This is a genomic window from Cellulophaga sp. BC115SP (assembly GCF_009905545.1).
GTDB classification, from domain to species: domain Bacteria; phylum Bacteroidota; class Bacteroidia; order Cytophagales; family Spirosomataceae; genus Flectobacillus; species Flectobacillus rivi.
In genome coordinates, this window is record NZ_JAAALB010000021.1 from 51,611 (window position 1) to 75,269 (window position 23,659).

The 23,659-nt window shown below is 37.6% G+C and carries 13 protein-coding genes; 6 read left to right on the forward strand and 7 right to left on the reverse strand.

Annotated elements, in window-relative coordinates:
• Window positions 1-129: 129 nt before the first annotated feature.
• Entirely contained in the window at window positions 130-1,647 is a 1,518-nt protein-coding gene (locus GVN22_RS16025; protein WP_166552023.1) for a gluconokinase, read from the reverse strand.
• A 38-nt stretch (window positions 1,648-1,685) separates the two neighbouring features.
• A complete protein-coding gene (locus GVN22_RS16030; protein WP_166552024.1) occupies window positions 1,686-2,570 on the reverse strand; it encodes a helix-turn-helix transcriptional regulator in 885 nt (294 codons plus the stop codon).
• Between the two features lie 613 nt (window positions 2,571-3,183).
• On the opposite strand from GVN22_RS16030, the gene gnd reads away from it, so the two are divergent.
• Together gnd and GVN22_RS16040 are read left to right on the forward strand one after the other, a co-directional pair.
• On the forward strand, window positions 3,184-4,080 hold the full coding sequence (gnd, locus tag GVN22_RS16035) for a phosphogluconate dehydrogenase (NAD(+)-dependent, decarboxylating) (RefSeq protein ID WP_166552025.1): 897 nt from the start codon (window positions 3,184-3,186) through the stop codon (window positions 4,078-4,080).
• Between the two features lie 39 nt (window positions 4,081-4,119).
• A complete protein-coding gene (locus tag GVN22_RS16040) occupies window positions 4,120-5,547 on the forward strand; it encodes a gluconokinase (RefSeq protein ID WP_166552026.1) in 1,428 nt (475 codons plus the stop codon).
• Between the two features lie 83 nt (window positions 5,548-5,630).
• On the opposite strand, the gene GVN22_RS16045 is transcribed toward GVN22_RS16040, so the two are convergent.
• The 4 genes from GVN22_RS16045 to GVN22_RS16060 all read right to left on the reverse strand — a co-directional run bounded on the left by GVN22_RS16045 (window position 5,631) and on the right by GVN22_RS16060 (window position 13,785).
• A complete protein-coding gene (locus tag GVN22_RS16045) occupies window positions 5,631-6,635 on the reverse strand; it encodes an alpha/beta hydrolase fold domain-containing protein (protein WP_370520424.1) in 1,005 nt (334 codons plus the stop codon).
• 58 nt (window positions 6,636-6,693) lie between these two features.
• Window positions 6,694-7,674, reverse strand: a complete 981-nt coding sequence (locus GVN22_RS16050; protein ID WP_166552027.1) for a pectinesterase family protein — start codon at window positions 7,672-7,674, stop codon at window positions 6,694-6,696.
• Between the two features lie 442 nt (window positions 7,675-8,116).
• Window positions 8,117-10,672 carry a phosphocholine-specific phospholipase C gene (locus GVN22_RS16055; RefSeq protein WP_166552028.1) on the reverse strand — a complete coding sequence of 852 codons (2,556 nt, stop codon included), beginning with the start codon at window positions 10,670-10,672 and terminating at the stop codon, window positions 8,117-8,119.
• Between the two features lie 185 nt (window positions 10,673-10,857).
• A complete protein-coding gene (locus GVN22_RS16060; RefSeq protein WP_166552029.1) occupies window positions 10,858-13,785 on the reverse strand; it encodes a PAS domain S-box protein in 2,928 nt (975 codons plus the stop codon).
• A 503-nt stretch (window positions 13,786-14,288) separates the two neighbouring features.
• Between GVN22_RS16060 and GVN22_RS16065 the strand changes: the two genes are divergently transcribed.
• The 4 genes from GVN22_RS16065 (at window position 14,289) to GVN22_RS16080 (ending at window position 21,389) form a co-directional block, all read left to right on the forward strand.
• Window positions 14,289-14,690: a ketosteroid isomerase-related protein gene (locus GVN22_RS16065; RefSeq protein WP_166552030.1), complete on the forward strand. Its 402-nt coding sequence runs from the start codon at window positions 14,289-14,291 to the stop codon at window positions 14,688-14,690.
• 1 nt (window position 14,691) lies between these two features.
• Complete coding sequence (locus GVN22_RS16070; RefSeq protein ID WP_166552031.1) at window positions 14,692-15,273, forward strand: GNAT family N-acetyltransferase; 582 nt, start codon at window positions 14,692-14,694, stop codon at window positions 15,271-15,273.
• A 34-nt stretch (window positions 15,274-15,307) separates the two neighbouring features.
• On the forward strand, window positions 15,308-16,207 hold the full coding sequence (locus GVN22_RS16075; RefSeq protein ID WP_166552032.1) for a carbon-nitrogen hydrolase family protein: 900 nt from the start codon (window positions 15,308-15,310) through the stop codon (window positions 16,205-16,207).
• Window positions 16,208-16,832: 625 nt separating this feature from the next.
• Complete coding sequence (locus tag GVN22_RS16080; protein ID WP_166552033.1) at window positions 16,833-21,389, forward strand: PAS domain-containing hybrid sensor histidine kinase/response regulator; 4,557 nt, start codon at window positions 16,833-16,835, stop codon at window positions 21,387-21,389.
• A 249-nt stretch (window positions 21,390-21,638) separates the two neighbouring features.
• Here the strand turns inward: GVN22_RS16080 and GVN22_RS16085 are convergent, their stop codons facing one another.
• Window positions 21,639-23,570: an acetoacetate--CoA ligase gene (locus tag GVN22_RS16085; RefSeq protein WP_166552034.1), complete on the reverse strand. Its 1,932-nt coding sequence runs from the start codon at window positions 23,568-23,570 to the stop codon at window positions 21,639-21,641.
• Window positions 23,571-23,659: the final 89 nt, after the last annotated feature.

Here is a 23,659-nt window from a genome sequence, read left to right on the forward strand (position 1 = left end):
CGTTTCAAAAAAGCGAGCATCACCATCCAGAAAATGACAAAGTGTCTTATGACTGGATTTAAGAGGTAAAAATGAGTTGCAACCCGATCGTATGATTGGGATTTTTTGTTTTTAGAGGGTTCTGCTTTCCTACAAATCACGTAGTTGGGCTAAATATCCAAACTCTTCCTCAAGCTTTTCTGTCAATCTTTCAAACAAACGATAATACGCCTGATACTTGGCGTGATTCTCTGAATTAGGTAACCATTCTTGGTCAAAATTCAATGATTCTGTAGCAGTTTGTAAATTTCTAAAAATCCCCATTTGCGTCAGCGTCAGTAAGGCAACTCCTTGTCCCACACCATCGTAAGAGAGATTCGCCGTAATTCTTTTACCGAAAATATCAGATAACATTTGAACACATAAAGGGTGCGAAGCAAAACTTCCATTAATCCGAATTTCATCGATTTCCCTAAAGGTTGCCAACATTTTTCCAATACTATACACTCCGAACAAAATACCCTCCAAAGTAGCACGCGCCAAATGAGACTTAGTATGATTGATGTGTAATCCAAAATACGAGCCTCTGGCATTGGCATTCCAAACAGGTGCTCGCTCGCCTAACAAATACGGTAAAAATACCAATCCATCGGCACCCAAAGGAATTGATTCTATTTTTTGAAAAATTTCATCCAACACTTCTTCTATATAGGCATGCTCTGAAAAGTCTCCAAATTCCTTCGCAAACCATTCAAATACTACCCCTGCGTTGTTACCAGGCCCTCCACTGATATAACAGTTGTCGGTCAGTAAATAATTAAAAACCCTTTGTTGTTGGTCTTTTAATAGCTCCTTTCCTGCAATCCTGACAGCCGAACTAGCACCTATCGAAATTACCGCTTTTCCTTCTGAAATAATCCCAGCACCGAGTGTTGCCAAACAGCCATCTGTTGCCCCAAGAATCACTTGAGTATCTGTAGAAATCCCCCAAGACTTTGCTATTTCGGGCTTAAGCGTTAGGGTATTATCCATTACCGAACTCACTTCGGAGAGCTGATTAGCTGAGATGTGCGCAAAATCCAAAGCTTCATTTGACCATCTTTTGGTGGTAATATCAAACAAACCCGTAGAAGAAGCCATACTTTCATCCACACGATATTGCCCTGTCAGCTGGAAAAGTACGTATTCTTTTAGCGAAATATATTTTGCTACTTTTTCTATAAAAATACCACGGTTAGATTCCAGCCAAGCTATTTTCATGAGTGGCGACATGGGGTGGATTGGTGTACCTGTTTGCGCATAAATCCTAGTATCAAGTCCTATATCTTGAAGTTTTTTGACTTGATTTTGCCCACGATTATCTGCCCAAATGATTGCTTGTCCCAAAGGAATACCTTTGGCATTGACAGGCAAAACACTGTGCATCGAACCACTAAACCCTATGGAAAGTATCTTGATTTTATTGGGAAGCACAAATTCATTAATCAAGGTTTTGACAACAAATAAAGTCGTTATATACACCTGTTCAGGGTCTTGTTCGCTCCATTCCGCAACAGGATGAAAAGTCGGATACGAACCTTGTTTTTGATACAAAGCTTTTCCGCTTAGGTCATACACCTGAACTTTTACAGAGGTTGTATTAATATCGATTGTCAGAATGGCTTCCATAATTATTTAGTATCGATTGTTGAGAAAGAATATGTAGTTTATACATGGATTTTGCGATAATCTCTTGGTGTATAACCTGTTAGCTTTTTGAAGGTAGTTGAAAAATGCTGTGATGAATAAAAACCAGTTTCCAAAGCAATATCTGTCAATGACTTATCGCTACTTTTAAGCAATCTACTAGCCTCTGCTATTCGAATATTGATGAGGTAATTGAGAGGTGAAAAACCCGAAAAGCGTTTTACTTTTTCTGAAAAAGCTGTATTTCCTAATCCTGATAGTCCTGCCATTTCTTCCAAGGTCCAAGGGTGTTCCAAATTGGCTCTCAAGGTTTGCTCTAATTGCAGAAAAGTCTGTGAAAAATCTTGGTTATTCCGCTCGGTTTTACCCAAGGTTCTCGCCCAAGTAATCAAAATTTCATCCACGATTTGAGGCACTCTGGTACGATACCCAAAGGCTTGTTCTTGTACCTCCTGCCCCAATTCCATGATTAGCTGACCGATTGCAGGGTTACGAGGAATGATTGGCTTGGCATTCGACAAAAACAGCTTTGAAATAACCACCTGCTCACTGTAAGAGATTTTGCTCCAATCGCCCAAAATTAAATGTCCATCTTTGGTCCAATGGTTGGGCAAAATACTGAGTTGCATAAATGCGCCTATCTCCAGATATCCCCTCGGATTGCCAAGTGCCTGCCAAGGCTGAACTATCAACGAATCGTTGGGATATAATGGGTAGGTTTTATGCTCCAGACTCCACTCGTATTTGCCTTCGGTAAAGCTAAAAATCCCTATTCCCGTACGCAAACCAACCTCCCAAGAATCAAGAATGATTTGTTGTACTTTCTGAGAAAGCAAACAAGACAAAAAAGGAAATTCCTTTAATTCGAGCGATTCGTTTTGTATATAGTAAAAGTTGGAATTCATGAGCTAATCACAAGATATGGCGGAGAAAAAAACCATCTTGTAATTTAGGTAGGTTCATTGGTTTTGGATACAGCAATGAGGCACAATTTTTTACTTTTCTACTAAAAATGAAAGAAAACATCATTCTTCAAGCAATAGATTACAGTATGTTTTTTCTAAAACCCTCATTTCTAAAGAGTTCAGGTTTCAATTATAGAAAAGTTTCCAAAGAAATATTTCAAATATTTTACACCGAAAAAAAATGAAAGTTTTAAGCAAAATAATCCAAGAAATTTGATCTATAGATTTAAGTAATCGTGCAGAATAAGATTAAAGTTATGTGTTGAGGCACTAGGCAACAGGCACAAGGCAAAGAGTGTTAAAAGGATTTTGAAACACTTTTACAGACTATGAATATGTACTTCTTCTAAGTAATCGTGCAGAATAATATTCAATCAATTAAAGATGTAAGGTATTTATAATTAAAATTTTACATTCACAATTCACAGCTCATAATTCTGCACTAATACTTATAACGGATATACAATTCACGAATAACGTTTTACAAATTACTGAGTACAGTACACCTTATTTTTATAAACAAAATATCCCGAAACTTTTAACAAATAAACTTATGCAAATTGGATTGGTAGGCTTAGGCAAAATGGGTTTTAACCTTGCGTTAAATTTACATAGAAATGGATTTGAGGTAATAGCCAACGATGTAAACCCTGATTTTGTAACACAAATTGCTCAAAATGGAATTTCTACAGCTTCTAGCTTAGAAGATTTAACTAAACAGCTTTCAGGACGCAGGGTAATCTGGTTGATGGTACCAGCAGGCGAAATTGTAGATGCTGTCATTGAGCAATTAATTCCTTTATTGAACCCTTCAGACATAATAATAGATGGCGGAAACTCTTTTTTCAAAGATTCTTTGCGTCGTTACACACATTTGAAAGACAAGGGTATCGACTTCCTTGACTGTGGTACTTCGGGCGGCACCAGTGGTGCATTACAAGGCGCTTGTACCATGATTGGAGGAGATACCGATGTCTTCAAATATGTAGAAGAAGTTTTTCAAAAAATATCTATCCAAAACGGTTATTTACACACTGGACGAGCAGGAAGCGGACACTTTACCAAGATGGTTCATAATGGTATTGAGTACGGTATGATGCAGGCCATTGCAGAAGGCTTCGAAGTATTTGAGCGTTCGCAATTTGATATTGATTTTCAGAAAACGGCTGAATTATTCAATCATGGCTCAGTTGTAAGAGGTTGGTTGATGGAATTGACAGCCAATGCTTTTGCAAAAGACCCACAATTGGATGCGATAAAAGGCGTAATGCACTCGTCAGGCGAAGGTAAATGGACACTTGAAACGGCATTGGATATGGGTGTTCCTACGCCTGTAATTGCGCTCTCAGTGATGATGCGTTATCGCTCTCAAATGGAAGATACTTTTTCAGGAAAAGTAGTCGCAGCACTTCGCAACGAGTTTGGAGGACATGCCGTTGAGAAAAAATAGTCGTGATAAGCATCCGTAGAATTTAAAATTTGAATGCTTATGGCGCATTATTATGCGGGTATTGATTTGGGCACTACTGCCACAAAAGCTGTAGTTTTTAATCAAAAAGGGGACGTTTTGTATCAGGTGAGTCGGGAATACCCGATGTATCACCCCCAACCAGAATGGAGCACCCAAAACCCTCAAGATTTACTCACAGCATCAAAAGATTGTATAGAAGATATTCTTGCTAGATTTGAAGTACGTTTTATTAGTTTCAGCGCAGCAATGCAAAGTTTGATATTGGTCGATGAACAACATCAAGCTTTAACAGACTGTATGATTTGGGCGGACAATCGAGCAGCAGATATTGCAGATAACCTAAAACAAAATGCAACTGGTCAGCGGTTTTATGACATTTCGGGAATACCGATTCATAGCTTTTCGCCCATGACCAAAATTGCATGGCTTAAGGAACATGAACCAGCATTACTAGCTTCGGCGCATAAACTAATTAGCGCCAAAGAATATATCTGGTATCACCTGACCCACGAATACACAATTGATACGACCCTTGCTTCAGGAACTGGCTTGATGGATATACATTCGCTGCAATGGTCGGAGGAAATTTTGAACTATCTTAGTATCCAAAAAACACAATTGTCTATAATAGTAAAATCAACCCATCGAGCTTATTGTAAGCAATATGGTCTTGAATTAGTAAGTGGTGGCGGCGATGGAATTCTGGCTAATTTAGGCTCTGGAGCAATTACTCCCGACAAAATGGCGCTTACAATAGGCACAAGTGGGGCAGTGAGAGTGGTTTCAAATCAACCTTTTATCGACGCCCAGATGAGAACACAATGCTATCATTTATATGGTACGGAGTATCTCAAATTAGGGGCGGTAAACAATGGTGCAGTAGTTTTGCAATGGCTCAAAAATAATATTCTTGAGTCTACCGAAACCTACCAAGAATTATTCGAAAAAGCCTCTAAAGTACCAGTTGGTTCTGAAGGATTGTTATTTGTGCCTTATATTTTGGGAGAAAGAGCACCCATTTGGGATGCCAAAGCCAAAGGACTCATGATTGGCTTAGACATGCAACATACCCAAGGGCATATCATTCGAGCCAGTATGGAAGGTATTCTATTTGGGTTAAAACAAATTGCAGAGGTACTAGTCCCTCAAAAAGAAAAGTTATCCAATATGACTTTGATGGTCAGTGGAGGCTTTGCCAAAAGTAATTTTTGGTTACAAATGACTGCTGATATTTTTCAAATGAAAGTAGAAGTCAGTAATACCATAGAAAGTTCGGCATGGGGCGCTGTGTTACTAGGTTTCCAATCATTCGAGATGGAGTACCACAACGATATAAAAAACGAAATCGTTTTTTATCCCAACACGCAGTATAATCATGTCTATCAACAAGGGTTTGAGCGATTCAAAAATGTTTACATGCAATTTCTAAACATTGCGATAACTTAAAAACCTTTTTACAAACTTAGCTATCACTATCTATCCCCCTAATAAACGAAAAGGCTTAATCTCACGATTAAGCCTTTATATTTTTATCTAAATGCCAACACATCTTTGTGTTTCTTGAAAACCTTTTTCAAAAAATGGTCAACATACTCAACCGTTGGGTCAAACCATGGGGTAAACAAACAAAAAGAGTGAGGAGAATCTTTAAAAGTATGTACTTCTGAATAAATATGATTAGCCTCCAAAATTTTACGATAATCGTCTCTTCCTGCGTGCATTCGCTCTACACTACTATTGATAAACAAGGTTGGTGGCGTATTTTTCCCAGTATAACTCAAGGCTGAGCCCTCTTTCCAAAGCGCAGGATTTTCGTCCTTACCGTATCCAAACCAGTAGGTAGCGGCTGAGGTTCTTTTGGAATCGTCTCCTTCCCCCGATTCTGGATGAATAAATGCTACAATACCATCTATGTCAACAATCGCCTGTACATCGCTCGAAACACCCGTAACACCTTCGTTTGCTTCAAAAGTTTTAACACCGTTGGTATTACCCACCAACGAAGCCAGTTGTCCTCCAGCAGAAAAACCCAAACTTGCAATCTTATTGGCATCTACATGATATTGAGGCGCATTGGCACGAATCCATCTTACAGCAGCTTTCAAATCTTGCACTGCCGCAGGGTACAACGCCTCAGTAGAAAGACGATATTCTGCCGTAAAAGTAGCGTATCCCAATGAAGCTAGCTTTTGAGCCAAAGGAATATGCTGCGCTCTATTACCAGAACGCCAACCTCCTCCATGAATAATCAAAATAGCAGGATGTGGTTGATGATGCTTTTCTTTGGGATAAAAAGCGTCCAATTTCAATTCCCTTTCACCGATTTTGGCATATACTATATCCCGTTTTTCTGTCACATTTGCATACTGGTTTTCAATAACCAAAAGTGCATTGGGATGTGTTTTGAGGGTTGTTTTTAAAGCTGAATAGCTATTATAAGAATGATCTCTCACGCCTGTGACTCCGATGGTCGATTGAGCCCATGAGGAAATAGATAATGAAACGGAAAGAGAAATTGTCAGTAGAGTTTTCACAATATTTATAAATATTTAAAGATTTTTTACTCTTATTTCAACAAAGATAAGGCTTCTTTTATTTATCTGACCAGAATTTCGATAATTCTTGTGTTATTTTTCCTGCAAAAATCTCTGATTTACTGTAGTTTAAGGCTTCCACTTTAGTCAAATTCTTAGACCATTTTACCCGATTTGCCATGTTTGCACCTTTTCCTGTCGAATTATATTCAGCATAAAATACTGTTTTTTCGGTTGATGGTCTACCCCAGTTATTCCATCCTTCTGCTAAGATATGACTGCCAATTTCACAATCGATAAAAACAGTTTTAGCAAAATCTCTCCAAGGTCTGCCCAAATACACTTTGGTGACGTTGGCATCAGCAGTAAGTTTACAGTTTTTGAAAACATAGCCGTAAATCACCCAATCAGGTGTCGATGCTGCCGAAACGTATCCATCTGCCTTTGAGTGAATATGACAACGTTCGAAAAGTGCCGTAGAAGAACCAAAAATAAAATCGACAGTTCCTTCGATATAACAATCTTCAAAGAGCTGTCGAGCGTTTTCTCCTGAAGCAAAAATGGTATCTTGATTTCCTAAAAAACGGCAGTTCTTAAAAAAGCATCTATCTCCTTCGACATGCAATGCCACCGCCTGTCCTACCCTGCCAGCGGTATTTTCAATAGTTAAGTTTTCAAAAGAAAGGTTATTGCCCATCACTCGCAAGGTATAAGAATCAAAAGTCTCCATTTTACCTTTTCCTGAGTAATCGTTATAGCTGATAATCGTGCTATCCTTGTCTTCGCCAACAAATTTGATATTGGTCAAGGTACTCGGAATATCTAATTTTTCTACATACTTACCCTTTTTGATTTTTATAGTGATGCCTTTGGGAAGATAAACTCTGACAGCGTTGATAGCATCTTGGATATACTTAAAATCGCCAGTACCATCTTTTGCTACTACCAAATCATGTTGGACTTTTAGGGCTTGTGCATTAACGCCAATAATACTCAGGCAAAAACTGATAGCAATACAAGTGAAGATTCGTTGGAACATAAATTAATTAGATTACAGGTTTTCACATAAATTTCTTTTAAAAGAACCTGTAAGTAATTTTTTACTGAAAGTGCTACTTGCAAATTGGTAAAACTGTTGAAGAAGCTTAAACGTAGATTTGTGAATGGCAAACTGTGAATTTGAGTTGTAGAAAGGATTTTATTTTTGTTCAAAAAAGTTCTTATTCATTGTTTTTTGGGTATAGATGCAACCCTTGCGGTTGCCATGTAGAAGGCGGTAACTGCAAGAGTTGTCAATAAACTAAACTTTCGTAAAGCACTAATTGTGAATTTAAAAGATTAGTTAGCAGGCTGCTCTATTTCTTGAAAACACATTTTATCCTACAAACTAACTATGAAGGTAAGATAAACTTTATCTGTTGTGTGACAAAAATATCTTTCCCCTTAGCGTTCGACTTAAGTCGCACGCTAAGGGGAAAGATCTAGACTGTTTTGACTAGTCCCATCGCCGGGTCGGTAAAACTTGATTTACCCGTTTCGACATGCCCTGCGTATCTTCTCAAAAAGACAGCATCGTCTATTACTTTTACCGAGAAATCGTACCAGTTATAACTTTTGGTAAGATTTAAGACTAATTTTTGCGATTGACCAGCGGAAACATTAATCGTTTTTAAACCCGTTTCATAAGATTCATCGATGATCTCTACAACAATGTCTGCCTTTGAAATATTCTCTAAATTCAACACAACATTGCCCGTTAGGATTTCGCTGGTAGAAGCCGATTCGTAGGTCAAACTTGTTTTTAACTTATCTGATGCATCGCCTTTAAACGTTCTAAAAAAGCCATTGGGAGCATAAACGTCAACAGCGTATTGTCCTGACTCAGACTCAGACAATTGCCAAGTATCTTTCAATTGATCGCCAGCTTTTACGGCATAATCTCTTGCCAACATCGTCTCATAACCTATAGGTTTTCCTTCGGCGTCTTTCTTTTGATAAGGAATCGTCGAATAAGCTTTGAAAGGTGAACCTTTGGTGCTTTTACCAAAAACCGTTGTTCCTGCCTTCATTTTGAGTTCAAAAGCATCACCTTTTAACTGTCCATCTACATATAATTCGTAAGGAATAGCACAGGCTGGTCGAATACCTTTTTCTTGTTGAGGCATCCATTTTGCTACTTGAGGATTTTGGTTAATTGCCTCTTGCTCGGCTTCGGTCAGTACCTTATAACCCGATGGCAGTTGCTTAAACTGCGCTTGGTGAACGGCTTGTATAAAAGGTTCTTTCTCGACAAAACTAGGCAGAGGAATATTTTCGCCATTGTATGACTGAAAAACAGAAGTCAAATCTCCACAAACGGTTCTTCGCCATTCAGTTATATTGCTTTCATGTATATTCTTCTTTGTTTTTTTAGAAACAAATTTTTCCAAAAACTGAATCACAGAAGTATGATCAAAAACCTCTGAACATACACGTCCGCCACGAGTCCATGGAGAGGCAATCAAAAGTGGCACTCTAAAGCCTAATCCAATAGGTCCTTTGCGAATATCCTTGTAAGGACGTTGCTGTTCATGCGCAATATTTACTCGCTCTGCTGAGGCATCAATACCATGCGATACCTTTCCAGAGTCTTGCGCCTGATGGTCTGGAGCAACATAAGGCGGAATATGGTCGAAATAGCCATCGTTTTCGTCATACGCCAAAATAAAGATGGTTTTCTTCCAAACCTCTGGATTTTTGGTCAAAATATCCATTGCCTCTGACAAATACCAAGCACCATACCATGGAGCACCTGGGTGGTCAGAAAAGTTTTCAGGTGCCACTAACCAAGAAACTGTTGGCAAATTATTATTATTCACATCCTCACGAAACTGATACAAGACATCGCTTTGTGGCACTGCCATTTCACGCTCTTTGCCATCAAAATCGTATTTGATATGACTTAATTTTCTATAATTAGGGTCTTTTCTGTTATTCGTAAAAGCACGCTGATGTATGGCTTTTTGAATATCTGTCAAATCCTTGAACTTGTCAGGATGATAGGTAACTAAGTCAACTTTGATTTGTGCTAACCAGCCTTTTTTCGAATCGAGTTGTCTTTGAGCTTTTTTATATTCAGCACTCGAGGTATCTAACGTTGGAAGTTTTTGTTCCAAAGTGCTGATTTCTTCTGGTAAAACTTTCTCCATTTTTTGAATGTATTCATAATATTCTGGAGCAAATTTTACTTTATAATTCTCAAACCACTCAATAGGATTATCAGTAAAGTTAGAAAGCCAAGCATCCTCCTCTCCTTCTAAGCCTGAAGATAAACTGATTTCGTTTTGGTAAATTTTCCAAGGTACATTTGCCTCCTGAAGTCTTTCGGGAAAGGTTTTCCATTTTGCCCATTTTTCATAATCAATATCCTCATTCTTTACATTGGCCTTAGAATTGAATGTAGCTTTTTCACGAATAGTACCTGACCATAAATACAAACGATTGGGCGTTGTTCCCGTCAAAGAAGAGCAGAAATTTTGGTCACAAATGGTAAAGGCATCAGCCATGGCATAGTAAAAAGGAATATCCTCACGATTATAATAGCCCAAAGTCAGGGGCATATCTTTATAATCTTTGTTACCAGACTGCTTCGCTCCCAACCAACCGTTATTCTTTCCATTGTTAAGTGCATCGATTTGATTTTCCCACGAGTGTGGCAACGAACTCATCCATGTAGCTTTTGAATCTTTGAGATTTAGCCGAAAAGGAGTGTAAGTCTTGCCATCTTTTGTAGATTGTAACCAAACTTTACGTTTATTACCATCCGTCAAAGCGCGAGGGTCATTAAAGCCACGAACTCCTTGTAGGGTACCAAAACAGTGGTCAAACGAGCGGTTTTCTTGCATCAAAATTACCACGTGCTCCGCATCCCAAAAAGAACTTCCTTGGGCAGGGTTAATTTCCAATGCTCGTTGAATAGATTGAGGTAGTGCGCCAAAAAATCCAGCGCCACTAGCTAGAAAGGAGGCTTTTTTAATAAATTCTCTTCTTGATTCCATAAGTTTTTGTTTCAATTGGGTAAGCATACTTAGCCTTTTACTATCGTTTGTGCTCGATTGGTACAAATCGCTAAATTGACTATACAATTTCAAACTCCCATATCATATTGTTGTCATTTTCAATATGGTACAGGAGTTAAAATACAAAACAAATTTAAAAGAAGAAGCCTATCGTTACGATAAATTTATGATAACATTAAATTATTGGAAAAACCTTTAGGTTCGGCCGACCAAGGAGATGCTTTTTTAACAATTTCATGAATGATTCCATCCATCTCACGTGCCGAAATATCTAAACATGAGAGCAATTCTGCAGATGGCAAATTTCCCTGCGAATCGTGCATAAGTAAATCTACTGCGCCCAATATGCGTGCAAGTGGCGCACGAACCACATGCGATTGCATCCAAGTAATTTCACGAAGTTTACTATTTTGTTCTTCAATGGCACGAACATATTTCTCTTTTTCAGTAATATCCTTTGAAAAACACGATACACCAATGATTTCTTTATCTCGATAAATAGGATATAAATTAATTTCAGAAATCTCTATTTCGCCCTTAACTGGATTAAAACCAGATATTTCCTCAAAAAAAGACTCTCCTGCTAATGCTCTTTCGTATAAGCCATTCCAAAACGCTAATTCTTCGGGTGACCATCTTTCATCTAGTGCATACCAGCCAACAGAGGGTTCTTCTCCTAACATATTAGCTAATCTTTGCGCAAACGTAGAATTGAAAGTAACTAACCTTTTTTCAGTATCAATTGACCAAATATAATTATCTGTATTGTTAATCAATAACTCCAAGTTAGACTTCATTTGCTCGATTCTATTCTCTTGTTCTTTCAAGGTTGTAATATCCCTGTAAGAAATAGCCATACCATCATTGAGAGGGTTACAACTTACTGAAAGCCATTTTTTTGATTGCATTTCATAATCGACAAAAGAGTGTTCTCTATTTTCGTCTTGCGCTACTACGTGTTGCATAAAGAATGGATGGTAAGGGTGAATATTAAAAACTTCCCATAGATACATCCCCATTTGCGACTGTGCATCCATATCAAAAAGCTGTTCAGCAGCCTTATTGGCATATTGAATTCGCCATTGATCATTTACGATAAAGTATCCGTCGGTAATACTCGATAAAATCCTACCACTATTTTCTGCTTCTAGGAGATACTGTCTTTTGGCTGATTGTTCTTGTGTAATATCTTTACCAATTAGATAAGCTAACTCCGTATTAGGCTCATACGCTGAACTCCACTCTATCCATCTGATACTTCCATCCTTGGCAACACAGCGATTGGTAAAAGTAGCACTAGCATTATTCTCAAACATCAAATCCAAATCAAATCTTGCAGCACCTAAGTCCTCAGGGTGAACCACTTGTAAAAATGGCTTTGCATAGAAATCTTCTTTCGGATACCCTAACTCTTTACAAAAACGAGGATTTACTTTGATAAAACCACCGTCTCGACCAATCGTACAGATGTAATTATTGGAGTGATTAAAGACATTATCCCAGTCTTTCAGGGCATTTTGTTTAACGATTTTTAACCCTAATATATCTGCCACACTTTTACAAAATGAGGTATGTCTTTTGTTGATAAGAGTAACATCCTGCGTGCAAAGGGACAAAATCCCTACTACTTTATGCTTGCTTTTGAGCGGTAATACAAAGGAGTTGCAATCAACAGACCTTCCGGGAGCTATTTCTCGCACTTGTCTACCGCGCATGGCTTGTCCATGACGAAATACTTGGGTTTCCCAATCATCAGAGTGTTCTAGTCGAATGGAAGGTGCAAAAGATAGACTTTCATTGAAATTATGTGTTCCTAAGCTCACATTTTTCAAGTATTTACCGGTACCATCCACCACCCACAATAAGGCTGTTTGATAACCTGCTTGTTCACAAACTCGTTTCAGTACCATTTCAAATGGTTCATTAAAGGTTTGTGTTTGACCGAGCAGTCTATATATTTCATTTAAACAAAGTGTTTCTTGATTTTTTTGGTAGTTGTCGGTAATGTCCAGCAAGGTAGCCAAATGATTACCACCAATTAGCTTTCTGTGTAACTGATAACTTGCAATAAGTTGATTATTTTCAAAATCTCTTATTTTGGTAATGCCTTTTGCTTGGTTATGATCAAGGAAAGTCTGCCAAATCTGACAAAATGATTTCTTAAAACCATCCGTCATCAAAGGTTGTATTTTAGAATCTGTCAGTTGATTATTGTAAGCCTTAAACAATTTGACTGCCGAACGATTGGCATCAATAATCTGCCCTTCATCGTCAAAAACCAAAATAGCCTCTTGAGTTTTGTCAAAAATCGTTTCGAACTGTAAAAGTGAAGAGCGTTCTCTTTCTCGAGATTCGATTAGTTGGGTAATATTGGTAAAAATTACCAATGAGGCAGGGTATTCATTAACGATAATATTGTAGGCCGAAAACTCTATATGCAAGGTCTGATTATTAGGCAGACACCATCTTACGACAGTTCGTTCGCCTGTTCGAGAAGCCATGTTAGTTTCCATACGCTCTCTATCCTCGGGATGACACAACTCAGTAATTTTGAATTGTGTGAGCCATTCCTCCTCTGCCGAAATTGTGTCTTTAGTGGCTTGATTAACCATCACAATTCGATTGGTGTAAGCACAGGTCACAATCATCGGTATTGCCGAAGTGGTAAACAAGCTCTGATAAAGGTCTACGTATTTGGATAGCTTTTGTTTGCTTTCTTTCTTTTTCTCATAAAAAGTCAGCACTCGCTCTACCCAATCTTCTGTGAGTTGACTATCGAGCAAATAATCTTCATATTTAAGCTCATTCTGAGCTTTTAGTTCGATTTTATTGTCTTTGGGAAGTATTAATACAATGTAGAGGGGAGATGACTGCTGGCGGTAGTCGTTGTAAAGCTGTATTTCAGGAGATGTAAAACTGGGCAGGTAATAAAAGACAATCGGACGGGTTTGTGAAGAGTGTGGCTGGGCAATTTCTTCGATTGGAATATGCTCGTATTCAGTACAGAGTCGCTGAAGGCTCTCAGTTATTGACTTCGGTATGTCTTGTACTGTGTTAGTGGCGGTAAAATTTTTGAATGAGTAATGCAACATAAGGATTTACAATTATGAGAGAGTAGCAAGGATGCCATTTTTATATAATTTCAAGTAACAATAATGCTCGATGTAAATATAAAAAAATAAGCCAGCACGACAAAGTTTTCTTCAAATATTTAGGAATTTCATCTTGTAACTAAAAATATCCGCATTTAATTAAATTACTACAACCAAACTTTTGTTTGAAAAGCACTCAAACCTCTGACTATCAAGCACTCATTTGTATTTTAATTTTAGCATACCTATCAAAAATATAAAAACAAGTTTTACTACCCTATAATAAGGGTCAGAGTATTCCCAATAAAAAGCTGAATCTATAGTACAAAAAAAGTACAACGATAAATACTAAATATACCATCTTGCACTTCACTAATGGTAATAAATTGATGTACCTACAAATAAAATACTCATTTGATTCTTGAATTATTTAATTTTGAATTGCATAAAAGTTATGCCCAGTGTATCGCTGGAATCAATGATTATTAATACAATTTAGTGCAATGAAAGGTGTAGAAATCGTAAAGGCGTACTACAATAGCTTTAATCAAAAAGATTGGCAAGGAATGTTAGACTTGCTTGATGAAAATATCCGTCACGAAAGTAACCAAGGCGATGTGCGTGTGGGAAAAGATAAATTCACAGCATTTCTTCAAAAAATGGATGATAGCTATGAAGAAACACTTACTGATATGGTTTTTCTAGCAGAGGAAACGGGCACTCGTGTGGCAGTAGAATTTGTGGTGAATGGTATCTACAAAAAAGGTGAAGAAGGTCTTCCTGAAGCGCATGGACAAACTTATGTATTGCCAGCAGGTGCTTTTTTGGAAGTTAAAGACGGAAAAATCACCCGAGTAACAACGTATTACAACCTTACACTTTGGATTGAATTAGTGTCAAAGTAACATGGAATTTATCAGAAAAGTAGGCAAAGAAATCGAAAGTGCTTTTGTGGATTTAGCAAAGCTCCGAATTGAGGTTTTTCATGACTACCCTTATCTATATGAGGGAACTTTAGACTATGAGTTGGAGTATTTGAAAACTTACGCTAATTCAGAGAAAGGCTTTTTATTCGCTGTGTATGATCAAGGCAAAATGGTGGGTGCTACCACAGCGATTCCCTTAGTGGATGAAACAGAAGAGGTACAAATACCGTTTATAGAACAGGGTTTTTCACTGGATAATATTTTCTATTTTGGAGAAAGTATATTGCTTAAATCGCATCGAGGAATAGGACTTGGACATCGTTTTTTTGATGAAAGAGAAACTTTTGCTCAGGGAAATGGATTTCAAATTGCCACTTTCTGCTCAGTTGACCGTGGCGAAAACCATCCTCTAAAACCTTCAGAATATAGACCAAATGATGTTTTTTGGACTAAAAGAGGTTATACGCCACAGCCACATTTGGTTTGTGAAATGAGTTGGCTAGATATTGGCGAAACGCAAAGTACCCGAAAGCCCCTTCGATTTTGGCTCAAAAATCTGTAATTATTTTCATCAATAAACATTTTAATCCATTCGTATGAAAGTTCGTGTTGCAACCGCACAATATCCCATTACGCAACATAACTCGTTTGATGCGTGGGCAAATCACGTACACGAATGGGTGGCGGAGGCTTCGGCAAAAGAAGCCCAACTGTTGGTTTTCCCTGAGTATGGAGCTATGGAATTGACGAGTATTTTACCTGCCAATTTACAGTCTTCCCTTCAAGGGCAAGTGATTGAGTTGAGTAATTTACAAGAAAAATTTATTGATGTCTGGACTACGGCAGCACAGCAAAACCATGTGACCATTGTAGCGCCTAGTTTGCCTGTTATTATCAACGGGCGTCCTGTCAACAGAGCCATGGTTTTTTCAGAGAAAGGCTATGTGGGTTATCAAGATAAATTTTTCATGACTCGTTTTGAAAATGAAGAATGGGGAATTTCGAGTGGCGAAAAAGTACTCACCATATTTGAAGCCTCATGGGGAAAATTTGGGATTCAAATTTGTTATGATGTGGAATTTCCGATTGGTAGTCAGTTGCTTGCCTCAGAAGGTGCCCAATTAATTGTTGCGCCAAGCTGCACCGAAACCATCAGAGGCGCTACTCGGGTACATATTGGCGCTAGAGCCAGAGCTTTAGAAAACCAAATTTATACCGCTGTATCTCAAACGGTTGGAAATGCCCTTTGGTCGCCAGCAGTCGACATCAATTATGGATATGCGGCTTTTTATGCCACTCCTGATAAGAATTTACCAGAAGAAGGTATTATTTCTTTGGGTGAAACACAAAAACCAACATGGCATTACCAAACCTTAGATTTTGACTTGTTGGAACAAGTAAGAGCCGATGGACAGGTGTTTAATTTTAGAGACCAACAAGGCATCGCTACGAAGCTTTTGTATCATAAAATTGAATTGAAAAAAGTTCAAGTTTAACGTATGTTGTACTACTTTAGGCTATAAACATTAACCACTATATTTTTTCGATCGAAATAATATAGTGGTTTTTACTTAATACTTATCGCCTTAAGCGTAATAATTCAATTTAATTTTGCTTAAGGCTTACAATCCCTAATCTTTCATATTAGTCCATAAATACCTCAAAAGCACTTGATTACGGATATTATTCTTCAGGAAATGAATCTTATTTTACAGGTTATTTCCTAAAAAATTTTATCAAAGACAATCTCCTCAAAAGTAAATCACAACACTACCATAAATTTCTCATCTCTGTATTTTGTCATTTATCCTCAAAAACTAACAAAAATCATCCCTAATACTAGGGATTTTACACTCTTTTATAGGAATTTCTAACTATAGTCATTTGTTTTTATATTTCATTATTCTAACTTGCCGTTGCCTTCAACATCAAGATTATTGCTCCAAACTCATCTTCTGCTTAAGTGATAACTATTCTCAGAGAACCATCTCTGTGAATAGCCGTGTAACATCCGTTAACAATGGTAAAATAACTACCTCAACCAACGCTCAATTTATGATGTATTCCGCCTACAAGGGTGGAGGTAAGGAATTATTTGATAACCATTAATACACTAGTACTATGAATCAGGGGAAGATTGATTTATTTGAGGAAGTAAAACACAATCCAATATTTTTTGATTGGATTATTTCGAATGGTTTTACAGGATACGGTTTCATACAATCCAATGAAACTAATGCTATTTGGTTTAATACCGCACTTATTGATTTTTTTAGTAACAATTCCATACAGCTTTCTGAGTTTCAGGAGAGAGTTCAGGAATTTGCGCCATTTTCAATGGACTCTTTCACGCTCCAACTATCAAGTTTGCAGCATAAAGACTTCAATATCAAAGCTCAGTTATTTCATTTCAACAACTCTGATAAAATTGCTCTAGGGTTTAATGTCGAGGAGGTAGTAAAAGAAGAAAAAACAGAACTCGTAAACTCAATTATTCAAAACAGAGCCTATTATGTAGTTACCACTGATTTGTTTGGGAACTACAGTTTTGTCAATGAGCACTTCTGTAAAGTATTTAGCTTTTCAAAGGAAGAAATTATTGGACAAAATGCGCTAATAAATATCATTCCTGAAGATCATCAAAAGTGCCAAGATGCAGTTGAACTGTGTTTTCAGTTTCCCAATAAACCACATCCAGTAATATTAAGAAAACCAGACAAAAATGGCGAGGTAATCGTCAATGCTTGGGAATTTAGTGGGCAAACGGATCATCAAGGCAACGTTTTTGAAATTCTTTGTACAGGCTATAATATCACTGATCAAATCAGAATTCAAAACGACCTTAGTGTGCTCGTAGCTACTATGTCGGATATTCTTATGGTAGTGGGAACTGATTTTAAAATAAAGTATCTATCAAACAGCTGGGAAAGAGTATTAAATCAATCTGTAGAGGGCTGGATGGGGTTAAACTATTTGACATTAATTCATGAAGAAGATAAAGAAAAACTAGCATCAGCGATCAAAAACGTAGGAGAGTCTCAAACACAAACCTCGGTTGAATATCGAATATTAGATTTTTCAGAAGAATGGGTATGGCTTCGCTCCTCCATCAATTACGATGCTGCCACCAAAAATTTAGTCTTTACAAGTCAAAATATTTCAGAAAATAAAGAAAAAGAAGAAAAGCTCAAGGAGTTGGCATTGGTTGCCTCCAAAACCACAGATGCTATCATCATTGCGGATGCTAAAGGCCGAATAACTTGGATAAATCAGGCTTACCAAGATTTAACAGGCTATTCGCTCGAAGAGGTAATCGGACGAAAACCTTCAGAATTGATTCATGGACCTGAAACGGATGCTGAAACAGTTAAAAGAATCAGAAACGCCATCAAAAATCAGGTTCCTATTTCTGAGGTTATTTTGAATTATACAAAGGATAAACAGACTTATTGGATAGACATGACAATAAATCCTGTTTTTGATGAAAATAATCATTGTACCAACTACATTGCCGTGGAGCGAAATATTTCTGCCAAAAAAATTGCAGAAGATGAGCTTCAAGCTACAAAAGCATCCCTTCAGCAAACCAGTGAAGTAGCTCTAGTCGGAGGATGGGAATTGAGATTACCCAACAGAAACCTCTATTGGAATGACATCACTAGAAGTATTTTTGAGGTTGAGCAAGACTTTATTCCTGCCTTAGAAAAAAGCGTAAATTTCTACACACTAGAATATAGAAATTTGCTACGTGAATCAGTAGAAAATTGTATTCAACACCAGCAAAGCTTTGACATCGAGGTAGAAATATTTACACAAAAGGGTATAAAAAAATGGTTAAGGTTGATTGGCAAAATGGATGTTGAGTCCACGCCTCAAAAAGCCTATGGTGTAGTTCAAGATATTACAAAAGTAAAAATTGCAGAGGAGGAAGCGAAAAAATCAACTTTGCTACTTCAAAAACTATCAAGTCAAGTGCCTGGTAGTTTGTACTTATATGAATTTTCTGAAAAAACTGGAAAATTTTCGTTTCCGTATGTCTCTGCTGGTATTTCAGAGATATATGAGGTAACACCAGAAAAGATAATACAGAATCCTGAGCTAATTTTCAGCAGAATCATTCCTGAAGACCAACAACGGGTGATTGACAGCATGAAGTTTGCCCTGAATTCATTTTCTCCATGGGAACAAGAGTTTAGAATTTTAGATTCTAAGGGTAATATAAAATGGCTAAGAGCTGCTTCAACTCCAGAAAAAACAGAGGACTCGTCACTATGGCATGGATACCTGCAAGATATTACGAAGAGAAAGGAGTTTGAATACCAGATAACTACCTCTGAAGAAAAATTCAGAAGTTTATTCGACTATACCTCAGATGCAGTAGTGCTTTACAATCAAAATGGTATTATGGACTGTAACCCTGCGACATTAAGGTTGTTGGGTGTATCTTCTAAAAACGAACTCTTAGGAAAGCATCCGATTGATTTCTCTCCCGAATTTCAACCTAATGGTCTTAGGAGCGTAGATATGATTCACGATGTACTTTCAGAACTTGAACATAGGGATTTTTATGGGTTTGAATTTTTGCATAAAAAAATGGATACAGGTGAGTCTTTCCCATGTGATATCCTCTTAAACTCCATTAATATCAGTGGAACAAGGATTGTACAGTCAGTGATTAGAGATATTACTTCTCGTAAAGAAACTGAGGCGCAATTGATGAGAGCTAGAGAACAAGCAGAAGCCGCCAGTCGCTCAAAATCAGAGTTTTTAGCAAACATGAGCCACGAAATCCGTACGCCTCTAAATGGTGTCATAGGATTTACTGATTTGTTGATGCGTACCCAATTGGACGAAACCCAACATCAATATATGTCGACAGTCTATCAAAGTGCCAATGCTTTGCTTGATATTATTAATGATATTCTAGACTTTTCTAAAATAGAAGCTGGCAAATTGGAGTTAGCTCCAGAAAAAATTGATTTACTAGAATTGGGCGGTCAAGTGGCAGATATGATTAAGTTTCAAGCGCATCGCAAAGACTTAGAAATGCTGTTGAACATTTCTCCATTAGTCAATAGATATATTCATGCCGACCCCGTTCGATTACGCCAAGTGCTCGTCAATTTGTTAGGTAATGCTGTAAAATTCACACAAACAGGAGAAATAGAGCTAAAAGTGGAAGTATTATCTTCAAGCCCTAACCACCCAACCTCATTTAGATTTTCGGTAAGAGATACAGGTGTAGGTATAGAACCTAAGAATCAGCAGAAAATCTTTGAAGCATTTTCTCAAGAAGATGCTTCAACTACTCGAAAGTTTGGAGGAACTGGGCTTGGTTTAACCATTGCTAATAAATTATTGGCATTGATGAACAGCAGATTGCAGTTAGAAAGTACCCCTGGACAAGGAAGTATCTTCTATTTTGATGTAGCTTTCGAAACCGAACAAGCGGGTCCTATCAAGGCTAATTTACCTTTATCTATCCAGAAAGTATTAGTTGTTGATGATAATGATACCAATAGACTCATTATTCAGGAAATGTTGACGCTTAAGCAAATACAAGCGGTTTGTGTCAAAAATGGGATTGAAGCATTAGATAAATTAAAGTCAGGTGAAAAATTTGATGTTATTTTAATGGATTATCACATGCCTTATCTTGACGGCATTGAAACCAGTAGAAATATTCGTAAAAAACTAGAAATTGAGGCCAAACAATTGCCTATTATTTTGCTATCAAGTTCTTCAGATGATGATAGTCTTCAGGTGGCTTGTCATGAATTATCTATTCAACAAAGATTGGTAAAACCTATCAAGATTCAGCAATTCTATGAGGCACTTTCGAAACTTCACGCTAGCGAAGGTACTCTTCAAACAAGCAATGTAGAGCTTTCAGACGCGACCCTTGCAGAATCGTTTCAGGCTAAAATGGATATTTTACTAGTAGAAGATAATCCTGTAAACATGCTTTTGGCAACTACTTTTTTGAACAAAATAGTACCAAATGCCACTGTAATCAAAGCCAATAATGGCGCAGAAGCACTAGTGAAATTTCAAGAAAAACGACCAGATATTGTTTTTATGGACATTCAAATGCCTGTGATGAATGGCTATGAAACGGCTACTGCTATTCGAAAAATAGAAGTTGGGAAAAACCCTATTCCAATTATTGCACTCACAGCTGGAACAGTGGTGGGCGAAAAAGAAAGATGCTTAGAGGCTGGTATGAGTGATTATATTACCAAACCTGTTTTGAAGGCAACTATTCAAAAAATGATTACTAAATGGGTCTTGGAGCAACCCCAAAAGGAAACTTCAACACTTCCATCGACAGAACGCATAGAGGTACATTTTGATAAAAATGAACTGATGGAAAGAACAGGAGCCAACAACGAATTGATTGGGCAATTGATGGAATTAACGTTCGAGCAAACAGATAGTTTTTTAATAGAAATCCAAAATGCATTTGAAAATAAAGATTGGGCGTTGGTTCAATCGCTGGCTCACAAACTCAAAGGAACAGCTCTTTCAGTGAGTTTTATGAAACTTGGTAATATTGCCCAAGAGTTAGAAGAATTACCAGAACCAACGAATGATCAAGTGCAAAAACTGATTCAAGAACTATCAGACGAAATAGCTTGGCTAGAAGCATTAAAACCATCTTTACTTGTGCTGATTTGATAAGCTTTTGAGATTAAATTCTTGTTTATTATATGATTCAACCCGAATTTAGTGAGTGATTTTGTATAATTTGAATTTAATCAATAGAGACTCTATCGTTGCGTCTTGAGCCAAGTCATATCTAGCCTAGTAGCATCAAAAAAGGGGTCGGAAAATATTTTCCGACCCCTTTTTGGTAAAAACTTAGAGAATAATCCCAATCCTAAAAATTCGGGATGACTCATGTTTTATATATCCTTAGAAGAAATTCTACGCTATGTGAAAATTTCTAAAAAATTCTAAACTCTGAGGATTACGTACAGCACCTATATTGACAGCTTTGTCAAAAGGTTTTCCTTGAATCAGTTTTTTTACTGGTAGTTCCAATTTTTTGCCAGAAATCGTATAAGGTATTTCCGAAACTTGTATAATCTGATCTGGAACGTGTCGAGGCGAATACGTTTCTCTTAATACTTTTTTGATGATTTGTTTTTGAGACTCTTCAAGTTCACTACCCTCTTTTGTAACCACAAACAATGGCATGAAATCTTTGTCCTCTAAATGAATAATTAAAGAGTCCTTGACAAATTCAAGGGCTTCAACGGCTCTATATATTTCGGCAGTACCTATACGAATACCTCCACGATTTAGTGTAGCGTCCGACCGCCCAGCAATGACCAAGCCTCCTGTTGATGTCAATTTCACCCAATCACCATGGCGCCAGTTATTGGGATATTCTTCAAAATAGCTGGCTTTATATCGTTCAAAATCAGGATCATTCCAAAAAGAAACAGGCATTGATGGGGTTGGCTGAGTGATGACCATCTCCCCTATTTCATCATGTAAAGGCATCCCATTTTCGTCCCAAGCCTGTAAATCAACACCTAATCCTATACATTGAATTTCACCTTCATACACAGGAGAGATAGGATTGCCGCCTACAAAAGCTGTACAAACATCTGTCCCACCAGAAATTGATGCTAGCCATACTTCTGGGTTTACTTGTTCGTAGATCCAATCAAACCCTTCGGGAGACAAAGGAGAACCTGTCGAGCCAATCGAACGTAAATGTTCAAACGTATAATTTACCCTTGGGCGGACTTGCTCTTTCATACAAGCGTGAATAAAAGCAGCACTCGTTCCAAAATGATGTACGGGAGTTTCTGAAACTAATTGCCAAAGCGTTTCCATATTAGGATACCCTGGACTTCCATCATACAGTACCAAAGTAGCACCTGAAAAAAGTACTGAAATGGAAAAATTCCACATCATCCAACCAGTCGTTGAAAACCAGAAATAGTTTTCATTTTCTTTTACATCATTATGAAAAAGAAGATACTTTTTATGCTCCAGCAAAATTCCTCCATGACCATGAACAATAGGCTTTGGAATGCCTGTAGTGCCCGAAGAATAAAGAATATATAACGGAAAATCGAATGATAATGGCTCAAATGCTAATACGCTATTGCGGTTTGCCACCGTAGTATTCCAATCAACAGTATTCGGCAAGGTATTGCCAATAGGCATATAATCAATCAGAATAGTCTGTTGCAAACTTGGTAAATTCTCTTGGAGATTGGCTACTACAGCACTTCTATCAAAGACTTTGCCGCCATACGAATATGAATTTACGGCGATTAATACCTTCGGTTCTATCTGTCCAAAACGCTCCAAAACACTTCCTCCTCCGAAATCAGGGGAAGCACTCGACCATATTGCTCCAATTGAAGCAGTGGCTAAAAATGCTATCACTGCTTCAGGAATATTTGGTAAATACCCACAAACGGTATCGCCTTTTTTGACTCCAGAGGCTCGTAGATAATCTGCTAAAGAGGCGGTTTTTTGATGAAGTTCCGCCCAAGAAATGGCACGAAGTGGGGATGTTTCTGATTGAAAAAGAATCGCAGGACGATGACTCGTTTCGAAGGAAAATACATGTTCAGCATAATTGAGCTGAATTCCTTCAAACCATTTGGCATGAGGCATTTTTCCAGAAACAACTTCTGAATATTGTCCTGTGAATTGAATGCCAGAATAATGTAAAAATATATCCCAAAACTTGGCGATGTCTTTTACTGACCATTGCCAAAGTTCTTGATAAGTATTGAAATGCAGCCCATATTCATGCGAAAGATAATCCATAAATCGCTTGAGATTGGACTGCGCAACTTGTTGCTCGCTAGGCGACCAAAGAATTTTCATAGTTTTACGGTTGAGATTGAATTAGCAGAGAGGCAAAATATTCAAAATAGCGCTATTTTCAAAAGAGATTTTAGGAATAAACACAAGAG